The 13,622-nt window shown below is 70.0% G+C and carries 16 protein-coding genes and 1 pseudogene; 1 reads left to right on the top strand and 16 read right to left on the bottom strand.

The window, feature by feature from the left end:
- The 16 genes and pseudogenes from FPZ41_RS38950 to proS form a co-directional block, all read right to left on the bottom strand.
- A partial coding sequence (locus FPZ41_RS38950) for a DNA-processing protein DprA (protein WP_322621289.1) occupies window positions 1–499 on the bottom strand: 499 nt, incomplete at its 3' end.
- 31 nt (window positions 500–530) lie between these two features.
- Window positions 531–2,153: a YifB family Mg chelatase-like AAA ATPase gene (locus FPZ41_RS38945; protein WP_152868589.1), complete on the bottom strand. Its 1,623-nt coding sequence runs from the start codon at window positions 2,151–2,153 to the stop codon at window positions 531–533.
- On the bottom strand, window positions 2,153–2,524 hold the full coding sequence (locus FPZ41_RS38940; RefSeq protein WP_152868587.1) for a YraN family protein: 372 nt from the start codon (window positions 2,522–2,524) through the stop codon (window positions 2,153–2,155). Before FPZ41_RS38940 ends, FPZ41_RS38945 begins: the two co-directional genes overlap by 1 nt.
- A 162-nt stretch (window positions 2,525–2,686) precedes the next feature.
- Window positions 2,687–2,995 carry a DUF2469 domain-containing protein gene (locus tag FPZ41_RS38935; protein ID WP_003965949.1) on the bottom strand — a complete coding sequence of 103 codons (309 nt, stop codon included), beginning with the start codon at window positions 2,993–2,995 and terminating at the stop codon, window positions 2,687–2,689.
- A gap of 55 nt (window positions 2,996–3,050) precedes the next feature.
- On the bottom strand, window positions 3,051–3,557 hold the full coding sequence (locus FPZ41_RS38930) for an NUDIX hydrolase (protein ID WP_322621288.1): 507 nt from the start codon (window positions 3,555–3,557) through the stop codon (window positions 3,051–3,053).
- Complete coding sequence (gene lepB, locus FPZ41_RS38925) at window positions 3,547–4,290, bottom strand: signal peptidase I (RefSeq protein WP_152868585.1); 744 nt, start codon at window positions 4,288–4,290, stop codon at window positions 3,547–3,549. The genes FPZ41_RS38930 and lepB (FPZ41_RS38925) overlap by 11 nt, the downstream gene beginning before the upstream one ends.
- An 81-nt stretch (window positions 4,291–4,371) precedes the next feature.
- Window positions 4,372–5,436 carry a signal peptidase I gene (gene lepB / locus FPZ41_RS38920; protein ID WP_322621287.1) on the bottom strand — a complete coding sequence of 355 codons (1,065 nt, stop codon included), beginning with the start codon at window positions 5,434–5,436 and terminating at the stop codon, window positions 4,372–4,374.
- Window positions 5,324–6,403 (bottom strand): annotated as a pseudogene (lepB, locus tag FPZ41_RS38915) (signal peptidase I); the annotation flags it as partial. The pseudogene lepB (FPZ41_RS38915) and the gene lepB (FPZ41_RS38920), both read right to left, overlap by 113 nt.
- The gene (gene lepB / locus FPZ41_RS38910; RefSeq protein WP_152868581.1) at window positions 6,396–7,163 is read right to left on the bottom strand and encodes a signal peptidase I; all 768 of its coding nucleotides are present in this window, start codon (window positions 7,161–7,163) and stop codon (window positions 6,396–6,398) included. The pseudogene lepB (FPZ41_RS38915) and the gene lepB (FPZ41_RS38910), both read right to left, overlap by 8 nt.
- A 46-nt stretch (window positions 7,164–7,209) precedes the next feature.
- Window positions 7,210–7,560 (bottom strand): 50S ribosomal protein L19, encoded by a 351-nt coding sequence (gene rplS, locus FPZ41_RS38905; protein ID WP_131559777.1) that lies wholly within the window; start codon window positions 7,558–7,560, stop codon window positions 7,210–7,212.
- Between the two features lie 135 nt (window positions 7,561–7,695).
- Window positions 7,696–8,529, bottom strand: coding sequence for a tRNA (guanosine(37)-N1)-methyltransferase TrmD (gene trmD, locus FPZ41_RS38900; RefSeq protein WP_152868579.1), 834 nt, complete (start codon window positions 8,527–8,529; stop codon window positions 7,696–7,698).
- Window positions 8,526–9,071, bottom strand: coding sequence for a ribosome maturation factor RimM (rimM, locus tag FPZ41_RS38895; protein WP_322621286.1), 546 nt, complete (start codon window positions 9,069–9,071; stop codon window positions 8,526–8,528). Before rimM ends, trmD begins: the two co-directional genes overlap by 4 nt.
- 82 nt (window positions 9,072–9,153) lie before the next feature.
- Complete coding sequence (locus FPZ41_RS38890) at window positions 9,154–9,393, bottom strand: RNA-binding protein (protein ID WP_014176063.1); 240 nt, start codon at window positions 9,391–9,393, stop codon at window positions 9,154–9,156.
- 5 nt (window positions 9,394–9,398) lie between these two features.
- On the bottom strand, window positions 9,399–9,818 hold the full coding sequence (gene rpsP / locus FPZ41_RS38885; RefSeq protein WP_131559783.1) for a 30S ribosomal protein S16: 420 nt from the start codon (window positions 9,816–9,818) through the stop codon (window positions 9,399–9,401).
- A gap of 310 nt (window positions 9,819–10,128) precedes the next feature.
- Window positions 10,129–10,731: a hypothetical protein gene (locus FPZ41_RS38880; RefSeq protein ID WP_131559784.1), complete on the bottom strand. Its 603-nt coding sequence runs from the start codon at window positions 10,729–10,731 to the stop codon at window positions 10,129–10,131.
- Between the two features lie 314 nt (window positions 10,732–11,045).
- On the bottom strand, window positions 11,046–12,461 hold the full coding sequence (gene proS, locus FPZ41_RS38875) for a proline--tRNA ligase (protein ID WP_152868574.1): 1,416 nt from the start codon (window positions 12,459–12,461) through the stop codon (window positions 11,046–11,048).
- A gap of 275 nt (window positions 12,462–12,736) precedes the next feature.
- Here proS and FPZ41_RS38870 point away from each other — a divergent pair, with 275 nt between their 5' ends.
- Entirely contained in the window at window positions 12,737–13,561 is an 825-nt protein-coding gene (locus FPZ41_RS38870) for an SAM-dependent methyltransferase (RefSeq protein WP_152868572.1), read from the top strand.
- Window positions 13,562–13,622 lie beyond the last annotated feature (61 nt).

The raw sequence follows: 13,622 nt of genomic DNA, 5'->3' as shown, positions 1-13,622 counted from the left end.
GGGCCGCCCCGTCGACGCCGTACGCCCCACCGGACACGACGACCCACCCCCGCTCGGCGAGCCCTGCCCCCAGCTCGGCCGCCATGTGGGCCCCGTACTCCGTACAGGCCCGGGCTCCCACCACGGCGACCGACCGCAACGCCCACATCCGCAGACCCACCTGCCCCCGCACCCACAGCCCGACGGGCCGTGTGTCCCCCAGGTCGTCCAGCTGCCCGGGCCACTCGACGTCCCCCGGGCAGACGAACCGAGCTCCGGCGCCCTGTGCCTGGGCGAGGTCCCGCTGCGGATCCGCACGCTCGGCGCGGGCACGCAGCCCTGCCCATCGCTTCTCCGACGCCCCCGGCAGCGGTCGTCCTCCCCCGGTGAGCCGCCGCACCGTCTCCCGGACGCCGAGCTCGCGGAGCCACCGCCCGCCGAGCTCGTCCCCCGGCTCGGTGACCCGGGAAAGAAAGACCCGGTCGAGACGCTCGGCCTCGGAGAGGCCGCCCGCGCTCACGGCTGCTCCTCACTCTGCCGCCGGGCGCCGCTCATGACCGTGCTCCGATCGCCATGGGCACTCCGCGGGGCACACCGGTCCGCAACTGCAGGGCGAGGCCGACGTCCACGGCGTCCGGCCGGTCGTGCCCCACGAGGTCTGCGACGGTCCAGGCGACCCGCAGTACGCGGTCGAGGCCGCGAGCGGTCAGCGCACCCCTCTCCAGGCCGCGCTCGGCTTCGTCCATGGCTCCCGGCGTGGCATACCACCGGCTGCGCAGCTCCCGCCCGGGAACCTCGCTGTTCGTCCGCCACGGAGTACCGGCCAGGCGCGTGGCCGCCCGCTCCCTGGCCGCGCGCACCCGGTCGGCGACCGCCGCCGTGGACTCGCCCCGCGCGCCGCGCTCCGTCAGCTCGGAGCGGGTCACACGGTCGACCTCCACCCTGAGGTCGACCCGGTCGAGGAGCGGGCCGGAGAGGCGGGCCTGGTAGCGGCGGATCGAAAGGGGCGGGCACTCGCACAGGTCGTCCTTCTGCGAGAAGCGGCCGCACGGACACGGGTTGGCCGCGAGCACCATCAGGAACTTCGCCGGGAACCGCACCACGCCCGCACTGCGAGCGATCACGACATGCCCAGCCTCCAGCGGCTGCCGCAACGCGTCGAGGGCCTGGCCGCTGAACTCGGGTGTCTCGTCCAGGAAGAGCACCCCTCGATGAGCCAGCGACACCGCACCCGGCCGGGCGACACCCTGGCCGCCGCCGACGAGTGCCTGCATGGTGGCCGAGTGGTGTGGGGCGCAGTAGGGCGGGACGTCGACGAGGGGCTTGCCCGCGGGCAGTAGGCCGGCCACCGAGTGGACGGCCGTGACCTCCAGCGACTCCTGCCTGCTCAGCGACGGCAGGAGGGCGGGCAGCCGCTCGGCGAGCATCGTCTTGCCGGCACCTGGCGGGCCCTCCAGGAAGAGATGGTGCCCGCCGGCCGCGGCGACCTCGACCGCGGTCCGCGCCGAGAGCTGGCCGACGACGTCGGCGAGGTCGTGCCCGTGGTCGTGGTGTGCGGCACCCACGCTGTGCATGCCTGTGGCCGCGCCCACCCCCGGCACACGCAGGCCGGCCATCAGCGGGTCCGGGCGGGTCTCGTCCGGTTCCTCGTCGGGTACGGGTTCGTCGGTGAGCACCGCGATCAGCTGGCGCAGGCTGCGCACGCCCAGCACGGACACGCCCGGCACCAGCGCCGCCTCCGCCGCCGAGCATTCCGGGACCACCACCTGCTCGTAGCCCGCGTCGGCGGCGGCCAGCACCGCGGGGAGGATGCCCCGCACCGGCCGGACCCGGCCGTCGAGCCCCAGCTCGCCGATCATCACGATGTCGGCGAGCACCCGCGGGTCGATCCGCTCGGAGGCGCCCAGGACGGCGCTGGCCACGGCGAGATCGAATCCGCTGCCCGCCTTCGGCACCGACGCGGGGCTCAACCCCACAGTGAGCTTCTTCTGGGGCCACTCGGCGCCGGAGTTGACCACGGCCGCCCTGACCCGGTCCCGGCTCTCCGTCAGGCTCTTGTCGGGCAGTCCCACCAGCGTGAACGCCGCGACGCCCGGTTCGAGATCGGCCTGGACCTCGACGACGACGCCCTCGACGCCGACCAGTGCCACCGCACACGTACGGGCGAATCCCATCAGGCCACCCCTCGCACGTGCTCGACGACGGCGGCGCCGCGCTCGGGCAGGACCACGCCCACCAGATCGATGCGCACGCCGCCCGGCGGGGCCCCTCCGTGCGCGTGGAGCCAGTGTTCGGCGAGCTCACGCAGGCGTCCCGCCTTGGTCGGGGTGACGGCGGCCATCGGATGTTCGAAACTGGCGCTGCTGCGGGTCTTCACCTCACAGACGACGAGGACGTCGCCGTCCCTGGCCACGATGTCGATCTCGCCGGTCCTGCCACAGCGCCAGTTGCGCTCCAGGACGGTCATCCCGGCCTCGGTCAGCCGCCGGGCGGCCAGCTCTTCCCCGTACTTGCCGATCGCACTGCGTGCGTTGCGTGTGTTCATGTCGGCACCACCTCCGGCGCCAACGGTCACGCATCCGCCTCCACACAGTGGATCTTGGTGGACAACTCAGCGACTGTGGACAACTCCGTCACCCACACGAGGGGCGCACACCATCACCGGGCCGGGAGCCGGATCCTCACCCACCCGGGAGCCCCGGATCACTCACCCGCCCGGAAGCTCCAGATCGCTCTTGTTCAGCTCCTCAATGTTCACGTCCTTGAACGTCAGAACGCGCACCTGCTTCACGAAGCGGGCCGGGCGGTACATGTCCCACACCCAGGCGTCCGCCATCGACACCTCGAAGAACACCTCACCCTGGACCGAGTGCACCTGCATCTCGTAGTCGTTGGTCAGGTAGAAACGTCGCTCGGTCTCGATCACGTATTTGAACAGACCGACGACATCGCGGTACTCCCGGTAGAGCTTCAGCTCCATCTCGGTCTCGTACTTTTCGAGGTCCTCGGCGCTCATGGCATGTTCCCCTTCAGCCGTGCGTCCCCCCATTGTGCGCCAGCCCCGTGAGCCACTAGACGATTTCCGTGTCGAGGACCTCGGGCCTGGCCGGGGGACCTTCGTCGAGCAGCCTGCGCAGGAGCTCGGCGAACCTGGTCGGATACACCGTCTCATGCGCTTCGGTCAGTTCCTGACAGGTCCACCAGCGTGCTCCGGCGACGCTGCGGCGTTCCAGGTCGGTGAAGCCTGCGGCCACGGTCGTGGTCTGACGCGTACGGGCCAGGTAGTACCACTCGTCCTGGTCCCAGCGACGGCCCGCGAACGGGAAGGAACATCTGCGCTGCCACAGCACCGGGCCGAGTTCCACCTCGGTGATGCCGGTCTCCTCCGCGAGTTCCCGCAGCGCGGCCTCCTCGCGCGTCTCCGCGCCCTCCAGGCCGCCGCCTGGCGTGAACCACCAGTCGTCCGCGGGATCGTCCGGCTCATACCCGTGCAGCAGCAGGACGCGCTCCTGCGGGTCCAGCAGCACGACCCTGGCCACCTTGCGCAGGCCACCCTCGTACGTCGCCTCAGCGGGCACGGGCCGGCTCCGTCGTCGTGCGCCGACGCGTGGCCATGCGCTGGGCGATCGGCCCGTATGCCGCGCCGCCCAGCACGAGCACCGCGCCGACGATGATCGCGGCGGTGATCAGCCGCAGCGGACCCGGCGACGAGAGCGAGCCGAGCGTCTCGAAGCCCGTGGGGCGGGCCAGCATGCCGTCCATGGGCCAGACGACCGCGTCGACGCGCGCGTCCACGGAGTTGCGCGGCACCGTGCCGCTGCCGGCCTCCGTGAGGTGGGCCGTGGAGTCCAGGGAGCCGCTGCGCTCGTCGCCGAGGAGGAAGAGCCGTCCCTCGGGCACCGTGATCTCCGGGATGCCCATCGCCTCCGCGTCCTGGCCCTCGGGGAGGTACGCCTCGTCGACCTTCTTGCCGTTGACGGTCAGCTTGCCGTCCGTGCAGCAGGCGACCTTGTCGCCGCCGACCGCGACGACCCGCTTGACCATGGGCATGTCGCCCCAGCTCTTCTGACTGAAGACGACGACGTCACCGCGTTTGATCGCGGCGCCGTCGATCCGCTCGGCGAGGACCCTGTCTCCCGCCGTGATGGTGGGCGCCATCGAGTCGGTGGGGACGGTGTACGGCTGGTAGACGAAGGCGCCCCAGGCGAATCCGCCGAGGAAGAGCACACAGCCAAGGGCCACGGCCAGTCCCGACAGCGTGCTGCCGAGCCGTCCGCGGCCCTCGTCCGTACGGCCTGTCGTCCCGCTCATCCCAGTGCTCCCCCAGGTCGGAGAGCCAACCCCCCGAGGACCGTGCGCGGCCGCGGGAGATCGGCGATCTGGGACGGCACCCTACCCGGCGGTACCGCCGCCAGAAACCCTGGGGTTTCCGACGGTAAGGAGACGGCGTCGGCGCCACAGCACCAGCGGAACCGCTCCCGCGAGACCGAGCGCACCGGGAGCCGCGGCGCTCAGGTTCTGGTCGAAGGTGTCGGGAATCGGCAGCGTGTCCCAGCGAGTGGGCGGCCAGGCGATGACGATGGCGCGGCCCACGACACTGCCCACGGGGACGAAGCCCTCGTTCTTGTCGTTCTGGTGGTAGCGGGAGTCCAGCGAGTTCTGCCGGTGGTCACCCATGACCCAGATTTTGCCCTCGGGTACCTTCACCTTGAACTGGCCGCCCTGGTCGTCCATGCTGCACGGGGTGTTGCCCGGGTAGACGTACGGCTCGTACAGCGCCTTGCCGTTGACCCTCAGGGGGCCGGTGTTCTTGCACTCGATGGTGTCGCCCCCGACGCCGACGACCCGCTTGATGAGGTCCTTCTCCTCTGAGGAGGGCATCAGGCCGACCCAGCTGAGCACCCGCTGCACGGGGTTGGGCTCGGGCGTGGGCTCGCCCGCGAGCCAGTTGTCCGGGTCGTGGAAGACGACGACCTCGCCCCGCTCGGGCTCGGAGCCGAACCACGGGGTGAGCTTGTCGACCAGGACCCGGTCGCCCTGCTGCAGGGTGTTCTGCATCGAGTCCGAGGGGATCGAGAACGCCTGCACCAGGAAAGTCTTGATCAGCAGCGCGAGGACCAGCGCGATGACGACGAGGAGCGGCAGTTCCTTCCAGAAGGACCGCTGCTTCCTCCTCTGCTGGCCTCCCGCATCGTCGCCCGCGGTGTCCGCGCCGTCCCCGGGGTTCTCGCTGTCCCTGGGGCCCTCGGCGTCACTGCGCTTCTCGGCGTCACTGCGGTTCTGAGCGTCCGGGGAGTCACTCCCGGAGCCCGCGGAACCTCCGGTACCACCAGGGCCTGCGGCGTTCCTGGAGCTCGCCGCGTCCTCCGCGGCCGGGGAAGCCGCTTCGTCGGGCCGCTCCGGCTGCTCCTCGGGGCCACCGGGTCCGGATCGTGCGCCGACCGCCAAATCCCCCACATCCACTCCTCACGCCGTACCGCCGCCTACGCCTCATCCGGTGCAGGCCCACCACTCCCATAACGAGCGGGAGTTCCGCAGGGGTCGGGAGCGGGATCAATCCATTCAGATCCGCTGAGGCCACCCTATGCGACGCGCCGAGAGCGGTGGTCGACCCGCTCGGCACGGACGCGTACGTGTCCGGTTCCTCCAACTGGCTCCAGTTGCCGATGGGCCAGGCGATGACCACGGCACGGCCGACGACTTCGTCCTCGGAGACGGTGCCGTTGTACGACTCGGTGCGGTGGTAGCGCGAGTCGGCGGAGTTGGCACGGTGGTCGCCCATGACCCAGAAGCGGCCCGGAGGCACCGTCACCTCGAACTTGATCGACGACGGTGCGTTGCCGGTACGGATGTACGGCTCGTTGAGCGGCATGCTGTTGACCGTGACGCGCCCCTGGGTGTCGCAGCACTTGACGGTGTCGCCGCCGACCGCGACGACCCGCTTGATCAGGTCCCGTTCGTTGTCGGAGGGCAGCAGTCCGATGAACTGCAGGCCCTCCTTGATCTGCTTGATCACGACGGGGTCGTCCTGCTTCACCGTCGTCTGCTCGTCCTCCAGCCAGCCGCCGGGGTCCTTGAACACCACGACGTCCCCGCGCTGCGGCTCGGAGCCGAACCACGGGGTGAGCTTGTCGACCAGGACGCGGTCGCCGATCTGGATCGTGTTCTCCATCGAGCCCGACGGGATCACGAACGCCTGGACCAGGAAGGTCTTCAGTACCAGGGCTATGACCACGGCGACACCTATGAGGAGCGGGATCTCCTTGAGGGCCGAGCGGCGCCTGCGGCGCTTGATCTTACGGGCGAGTTTGCGCCGTTCGACTCGGCTCGGCCGCGCCGCTCCGCCGGACCGCCGGGCGCCGGTGGGCAGCAGGTTTTCGGCGGGGCTGCTGACGACCCCGCGGGGTTTACCGCGGTTACCCATGAGCACCGTCCGGGGTGGACACGGCGGGCACGCGCGCGTAGGCGCCGGGTCGGTCCAGGACCGTCATGCGTCCGACGGGCCAGGTGATCCAGTCGGCTCTGCCGATCACTCTCCCGACCGGGATCATGCCGCCACCCGGCGACCCGAGATGGTCGCGGGAGTCACTGGAGTCACTGCGGTGGTCACCGAGGACGAACAGGGTGCCGTCGGGCACGACCACGTCGAAGGGCACGTCCGACGGGCTGTCCCCCGGGTACAGAAACGCCGACTCGTCGACCGACCGGCCGTTCACCTCAAGCCTCCCCTCCCTGTCGCAGCAGACCACATGGTCTCCCCCAACGCCGACAACGCGCTTGACGTAGTCGGCGTTCCCGAAGTAGTCGGTGCCGTCGAACACCACGACGTCACCCCGCTGCGGCTCGGAACCGAAACGGTACGCCAACTTATTTACGAGAACGCGGTCCCCGACCCTCAATCCGCTCGCCATGGAGCTACTGGGAATCTGGAACGGCTGGATCACGAACGTGCTGAGCAGCAGCAGGAAAAGCAGGCAAACCAGTGCGGTCAGGGTGATCCGCCCGCCGGGGAGCCAGTCGGCGACACGGATTCCGAACGAGAAACGCGACCGTCCCTCCGGCTCCGCTGTGTCCGAGATCTCTTCGGAACCGTCCGGCGTCCGGCCGGAGTTGTCCGATGGGATCTCGTTCCCAGAAGGGCGGGAGGAGCGGTCGCGCTCCACGTGATGTGCTTCGGTGTCCATCGGGGCCAGATGCTATCCGGCCCCGCTCCGTGACACCTGAGCGCACTCAGTTCTCGCGCTTCTCCTTGATCTTCGCCGCCTTGCCGCGCAGGTCGCGCAGGTAGTACAGCTTGGCGCGACGGACGTCACCGCGGGTGACGAGCTCGATCTTCTCGACGATCGGGGTGTGCACCGGGAAGGTGCGCTCGACGCCGACGGAGAACGAGACCTTGCGGACCGTGAAGGTCTCGCGGACACCGGCGCCCTGGCGGCGGATGACAACGCCCTTGAACTGCTGCACACGAGAGCGGTTGCCCTCGATGACGCGGACGTGGACGTTGACGGTGTCACCCGGGCGGAAGGCCGGGATGTCGCTGCGCAGCGACGCGGCGTCGACGGTGTCGAGCACGTGAGACATTTCGTCTGCTTTCTTCGCCCATGCCACAGGTCATCGGCGGGAGCTAGGTTGTTCGGGAGGATTGCTGTCCGGGTCGGGGCGGGCGTCGTGTCCCCCTGTGGCAGGGGCGCGCGCCGGACGACGCACAACAGCGGCCTATTCTTCCACGCCCTCTGTCCTGCGCCAAAATCGGCCGTCCGGCTCACCCTCGCGGTCCGGCGACCAGCCGAGGATGGAGAGCATCTCGCGGTCCTTCTTGTCGAACGCCTTGGGGTCGCAGCGCTCGATGAGGTCGGGCCGGTTGACCGTCGTACGCCTGAGCGCCTCGTCGCGGCGCCAGCGGGCGATCTTGCCGTGATGGCCGCTGAGCAGCACGTCGGGGATGCCACGGCCGCGCCACTCGGGCGGCTTCGTGTACACCGGGCCCTCCAGGAGACTGGCCATGGCTCCGGGCGCGAAGGAGTCGTCCCGGTGCGACTCGGCGTTCCCGAGGACGCCCGGCAGCAGTCGTGCCACGGCCTCCGTGACGACGAGGACGGCCGCCTCGCCGCCGGCGAGGACGTAGTCGCCGATGGACACCTCGTAGACGGGCATACGGGTCGCGTACTCGTCGATGACGCGGCGGTCGATGCCCTCGTAACGGGCGGGTGTGAAGACCAGCCAGGGACGCTCGGAGAGTTCGACGGCGAGTGCCTGGGTGAAGGGGCGGCCGCTGGGGGTGGGGACGATGAGCGCGGGGCCGTGGGAGCCCGTCTCGTAGCCGTCGGCCAGCACGGAGTCCAGCGCGTCGCCCCAGGGCTCGGTCTTCATGACCATGCCGGGGCCGCCACCGTACGGCGTGTCATCGACCGTGTTGTGGCGGTCGTACGTCCAGGTACGCAGATCATGCACGTGCACATTCAGCTGTCCACGCGCGCGTGCCTTGCCCACGAGCGACACGTTCAGGGGTTCGAGGTACTCGGGGAAGATCGTGACGACGTCGAGTCTCATGCGTGCTCGTCCTTCGGCGAGGCCGTCTCGGCGCGGTCGTCGATCAGGCCGGGCGGAGGGTCGATGACCGCCCTCTGCTCCTTCAGATCGATCTCGGTGACGATCTCCTCGACGAAGGGGATCATCACCTCGCTCCCGTCGGGCCGCTCGACGATGAAGAGGTCCTGCGAGGGCAGGTGCGAGATCTCGGTGATCCGGCCGACCTCCTCGTCGTCCTTGGTGACCACGTCCAGGTCGATCAGCTGGTGGTCGTAGTACTCGTCCTCCTCCTCGGGGAGCTCCTCCGGGTCCACCTCGGCGATCAGAACGATGTTGCGCAGGGCCTCGGCGGCGGTGCGGTCGCGTACGCCCTCGAAGCGCAGGAGCAGCCGGCCGCTGTGCACCCTGCCGGTCTCGATGGTGAGCGGGCCCGCCGAGGCGGGATCCGTGTGGAGTACGGCGCCGGGTGCGAGCCTCAGCTCCGGCTCGTCGGTGCGTACCTCGACGGTGACCTCGCCCTTGATGCCGTGGGCGCGGCCGATCCGTGCGACTACCAGCTGCACTTGTGTAGATCTCCTGTCATACGACTGCGGGCCGGGGACGGCCCAGTGGCCTTCCCCGGCCCGAGCCGGTGCTGCGTTCGCGTCAGCGGACTTGGTCCACGTCGACGAGGTCGACGCGGACACCACGGCCGCCGATGGCGCCGACGACGGTGCGCAGGGCGCGCGCGGTGCGGCCGTTGCGGCCGATCACCTTGCCGAGGTCATCGGGGTGGACCCGGACCTCGAGGACGCGCCCGCGACGCAGGTTGCGCGAGGCGACCTGCACATCGTCAGGGTTGTCGACGATGCCCTTCACGAGGTGCTCAAGCGCCTCTTCGAGCATGCTGCTCAGGCCTCGGTCGACTCGGACTCAGCCGCGGCCTCGTCCTTCTTCTCGGCCTTCTTCTTCTGGGTGATGGCCTCACCCTTGCCCTCGTCGTCACCGCCGAGAGCCTCGAACGACGGACGCCCGGACTTGGCCTCGGCGACGAGCAGCGGCGCCGGGGCGGGCTCGCCCTTGAACTTCTGCCAGTCGCCGGTCTTCTTGAGGATCGCGAGCACGGGCTCGGTCGGCTGCGCGCCGACACCCAGCCAGTACGCGACACGCTCGGCGTCGACCTCGATCACCGACGGGTGGTACGTCGGGTGGTACTTGCCGATCTCCTCGATGGCCCGGCCGTCACGGCGGGTGCGGGAGTCGGCGACGACGATGCGGTAGTGAGGCGAACGGATCTTGCCCAGACGCTTCAGCTTGATCTTGACTGCCACGGGAGTGGGTTCTCCTGGTTTTGACGTGGTGGGGCACAACGAGATGCCGCGTGGGGTTGCGGTACCCGAGTGGCCCGATGGACGCGTCAGCCGGAGGAGAGAGGGGTCCTGTGCGGCTGTCGAGTACAGCTAGCCATTGTGCCACACGCCGGAGATCGCTCCGGCCACGAGGGGCTCCTGGGCATGACTGAGCGGCACCCGGCGCCGGCTCGGCGAAGCTGGTCCGCTCACCGCCCGGGCTGGGTGCCGCCGCGCCCACTCGTGCCCCGCTGCGACTGCTGAGGTACGGCTGCCACGAGCAGCCGTCGTCTCAGCTGGCCGCCGCGCCGACCACTTCGGGGATGCGGAACGGCTTTCCGCATCCGCCGCACACGATCGGCGCCTGGGCCAGGACCGACGGTACGACCCGGACGTTGCGTCCGCAGTCGCACACCGCCTTCACCCGGACGCCGCCGCCGGACGAGCCGTGCCGGGCGGCCGGGCCGCGGAAGGAGCGGGCCGTGTCGGCGGCGGTCGCGGCGGAGTGGGCCTTCAGCGCGCGCTGGAGCCGCTCGATGGTCGGGCGGTAGCGCCGCTTCGCCTCGGGGTTGAGCGTGACCAGCGAGAAGCCGCTGCTGGGGTGCGGCTCCTCGGGGTGGTCCAGGCCCAGCTCCTCGGCGATGGCGAGGAATCTGCGGTTGTGGTAGCGGCCGGCGCGCGAGGTGTCGCGGACTCCTCGGGCGGCGGCGATGCCGTGGACTGCCTCATGGAGCAGTCGCTCGAAGGAGAGCTCGTGCCCGCATGCGGACGACGACTCCCCGATCAGGGACTCGGGAGCGGCAAGATCCGGCAGCTCGGGGTGGTACCGCTGAATATCGGCCCACGCCTGTGCCAGCTCTGCGGCGAGAACAGGTGGTGTCTGTGTCGTGCTCACGTAATGACAACGAGCCTGGGTCCCGCTGTGTTCCTATTCCGGGGCATCTCAAATAATTTGCACGTACCCGTCAGTTGCCGCTGATGCGACCTGACGAGGGCGGGTGCGCTGATCTGCGGAGAAGCCTCACAGCTCATACCAAGACGGTACGTAGACACACGTACGTCCGCCCGTCTCCTTACGCCGCCCTCAATCGATGCCCTTCGGGCCATCCCTCCCGTCCGGCGCGTGGACGATTCCGCACGCCGGGGACACCCGGAGTTGTCAAATGCGCAAGATGCCGTTCGGCCTCTCTCGCGGAGGGGCGGGCCGCACTAGTAGGCGCGCGCCACGACGGCGACGTTACCCGGCGCGTCGTCGGAGTCGGGCACCGACCCGTCCTCGGCGACCAGACACCGTACGGTCACCGCCTGCTCGGCCAGTTTGACCTCGCCTTCCTCACCGAGCACGGCCCACGGGATGCGCGCCCAGCCGCCGGCGGCCGTCGCCTCGACGGCTTCCTCGATCGTCGACACATCGCTTGTGCGGGACTCGCGGAGCTCGCGCGACTGCCTCAGCAGGAGCGCCTGGTCCGCTTCGAGGACCGCGGGGAGCGTGCCGGCGAGCGAGTCGATCGCGACGGGCTCCTTGCCTCCCGGGATACGGCGGGCCAGCATCGCCGTCCCCTTCTCCAGGTCACGGGGCCCGAGCTCGATCCGCACGGGGATGCCCTTGAGCTCCCAGTCGACCGCACGGCGGCCGAACGGAGTGTCGGTGCGGTCGTCGACGTGGACGCGTACGCCCGCCGCCCTCAGGCGGTCACCGATCTCGTGGACCTTGGCCAGAACCGCGTCGTCCTCCTTGACCGCGAGGACGACAGCCTGGATCTGGGCGAGGCGGGGCGGGACGCGCAGGCCGCTGTCGTCGCCGTGCATCATCACCAGGGCGCCGATCATGCGGGTCGTCGAGCCCCAGGAGGTCTGCCACACCAGCTCCTGTCTGCCCTCCCGCGACAGGTACCGGGTGTTGAAGGCCTTGGCGAAGTTCTGGCCGAGCTCGTGGCTGGTGGCCATCTGCAGGGCCTTGCCGTCACCCATCATGCCTTCGAGGGTGAGGGTGTTGATGGCGCCCGCGAACCGCTCCTTGACGGTCTTGCGGCCGGCCACGACGTCCATCGCGAGGACGTTCACCATGAAGTCCTCGTAGACCTTGCGGTGGATGTGCGAGGCGAAGTCGCGCGCGTCCTCGTAGGTGGCGTGCGCGGTGTGGCCCTCCTGCCACAGGAACTCGGTCGTGCGCAGGAACAGGCGGGGCCTGAGCTCCCAACGGACCACGTTCGCCCACTGGTTGATCAGCAGGGGCAGGTCGCGGTAGCTCTGCACCCACTTCGAGAAGTAGTCGTTGACGATCATCTCGGAGGTCGGGCGGACCACCGCCGGCTCCTCCAGCTCCTTGCCGCCGCCATGCGTGACCACCGCGAGTTCGGGCGCGAAGCCCTCGACGTGGTCGGCCTCACGCGTGAGGTACGACTGCGGGATCAGCAGCGGGAAGTACGCGTTCTGGGTGCCCGTCTCCTTGATGCGCCCGTCCATCTCGGCCTGCATCCGCTCCCACAGCCCGTACCCGTACGGTCGGATGACCATGGTGCCGCGCACCGGCCCGTTGTCGGCCAGTTCGGCCTTGTTGATCAGGTCCTGGTACCAGCGCGGGAAGTCGTCCGCCCGGGGTGTGAGAACGGGTGCCTTGGCCATGGCGCGATGGTACGGCGCCACGTTGCGGGGATGTGAATTCTTTTCCTGGAGCACAGTCATCACGCAAGCGGGTGCACGTGACCACTGGACGGGGCGTCGGGTGCGGAGTTTCCTGGCATACGGGGGGACAAAGCGGGGGGAGTACGACCGCACTGCACGGGGCCCAGGAAAACGGGCACCGGACGACTCGGCAACTCTCGGCGGATTGGGGCGCTTTCGATATGACACCCACGCTCATGCGGCAGCACCTACCTCTCGCAGGGGCAGCGCCCCGCATGGACCAGGCCACACGCGCGCGTGACTGGGCCGAGATCCAGGAAAGGATGCTGGTACCTCTCTACGAGGCCGTCTATGAGCGACTCGAAGTGGGTTCGGGTACGCGGGTGCTGGGCCTCGGCTGCGGTTCCGGGCTCGCTCTGTTGATGGCGGCCTCCCGGGGGGCCGCCGTCACCGGCATCGACGCGGCGTCACCCGAACGGGTGCGGCTGGCGCGGGAAAGGCTGGTGCCGGAGGCATGGGGCACGCACGCGCGTGCGGAGACGCGCATCATCGACGGGCCCGACGGGACCCTTGAGGACGTGGCCGGTGCGGTCGGTGCCTGTGGGGAGCCCGCGTACAACCTCGTGACCGCCTTCGAACCGATCGGCTGCGTGGCCGGGGACTCCGAGGGGCTCGCCGAGTCGCTCACCGCGGCGAGGCCGCTCGTGCGTCGTGGCACGCCCGTGGTGCTGGCGGGCTGGGGCCCACCGGAACGGTGCACCACGTCGTCCGTGCTCCGCGTGGCCACCAAGCTGGCGGATCCCTTGCGTACGCCGGGGAGTTGGCGGCCCGCTCTCCGGGACGACCTGGAGGAGGTCGCCCAGCGGGCCGGTCTGCGGCCCGACGGGTCCGGGCGGGTGGCGTGCCCCTTCGGGTACGCCGACATCGACAACGCGGTACGGGGCCTGCTGTCCACGGGGCTGTTCGACGCGGCCGTCACGGCCACGGACCAGGCCCAGGTCGAGAAGGAGGTGACGGAGGCCCTTCACCCGTACCAGCGCGGTGACGGCACGGTGTGGATGCCGAACGTGTTCCGCTACCTGATCGCGCGGACGCCGTAACCCGACGTCTTTCTCCCCCGCCGCCCCTACCCGTCCCATCCCGGGGGCTCCGCCCCCAGGC

The sequence above is a fragment of the Streptomyces acidicola genome, assembly GCF_009377235.1.
Classification (GTDB): Bacteria; Actinomycetota; Actinomycetes; order Streptomycetales; family Streptomycetaceae; genus Streptomyces; species Streptomyces acidicola.
Note: the sequence above shows the minus strand (reverse complement) of the source record. Positions and strands in the feature narration are given on the sequence as shown.

Coding starts and splice junctions, on each gene's coding strand:
- FPZ41_RS38945 (WP_152868589.1), bottom strand. CDS start 2,153: ATGGGATTCGCCCGTACGTGTGCGGTGGCACTGGTCGGCGTCGAGGGC.
- FPZ41_RS38940 (WP_152868587.1), bottom strand. CDS start 2,524: ATGAACACACGCAACGCACGCAGTGCGATCGGCAAGTACGGGGAAGAG.
- FPZ41_RS38935 (WP_003965949.1), bottom strand. CDS start 2,995: ATGAGCGCCGAGGACCTCGAAAAGTACGAGACCGAGATGGAGCTGAAG.
- lepB (WP_152868585.1), bottom strand. CDS start 4,290: ATGAGCGGGACGACAGGCCGTACGGACGAGGGCCGCGGACGGCTCGGC.
- lepB (WP_152868581.1), bottom strand. CDS start 7,163: ATGGACACCGAAGCACATCACGTGGAGCGCGACCGCTCCTCCCGCCCT.
- rplS (WP_131559777.1), bottom strand. CDS start 7,560: ATGTCTCACGTGCTCGACACCGTCGACGCCGCGTCGCTGCGCAGCGAC.
- trmD (WP_152868579.1), bottom strand. CDS start 8,529: ATGAGACTCGACGTCGTCACGATCTTCCCCGAGTACCTCGAACCCCTG.
- FPZ41_RS38890 (WP_014176063.1), bottom strand. CDS start 9,393: ATGCTCGAAGAGGCGCTTGAGCACCTCGTGAAGGGCATCGTCGACAAC.
- proS (WP_152868574.1), bottom strand. CDS start 12,461: ATGGCCAAGGCACCCGTTCTCACACCCCGGGCGGACGACTTCCCGCGC.
- FPZ41_RS38870 (WP_152868572.1), top strand. CDS start 12,737: ATGGACCAGGCCACACGCGCGCGTGACTGGGCCGAGATCCAGGAAAGG.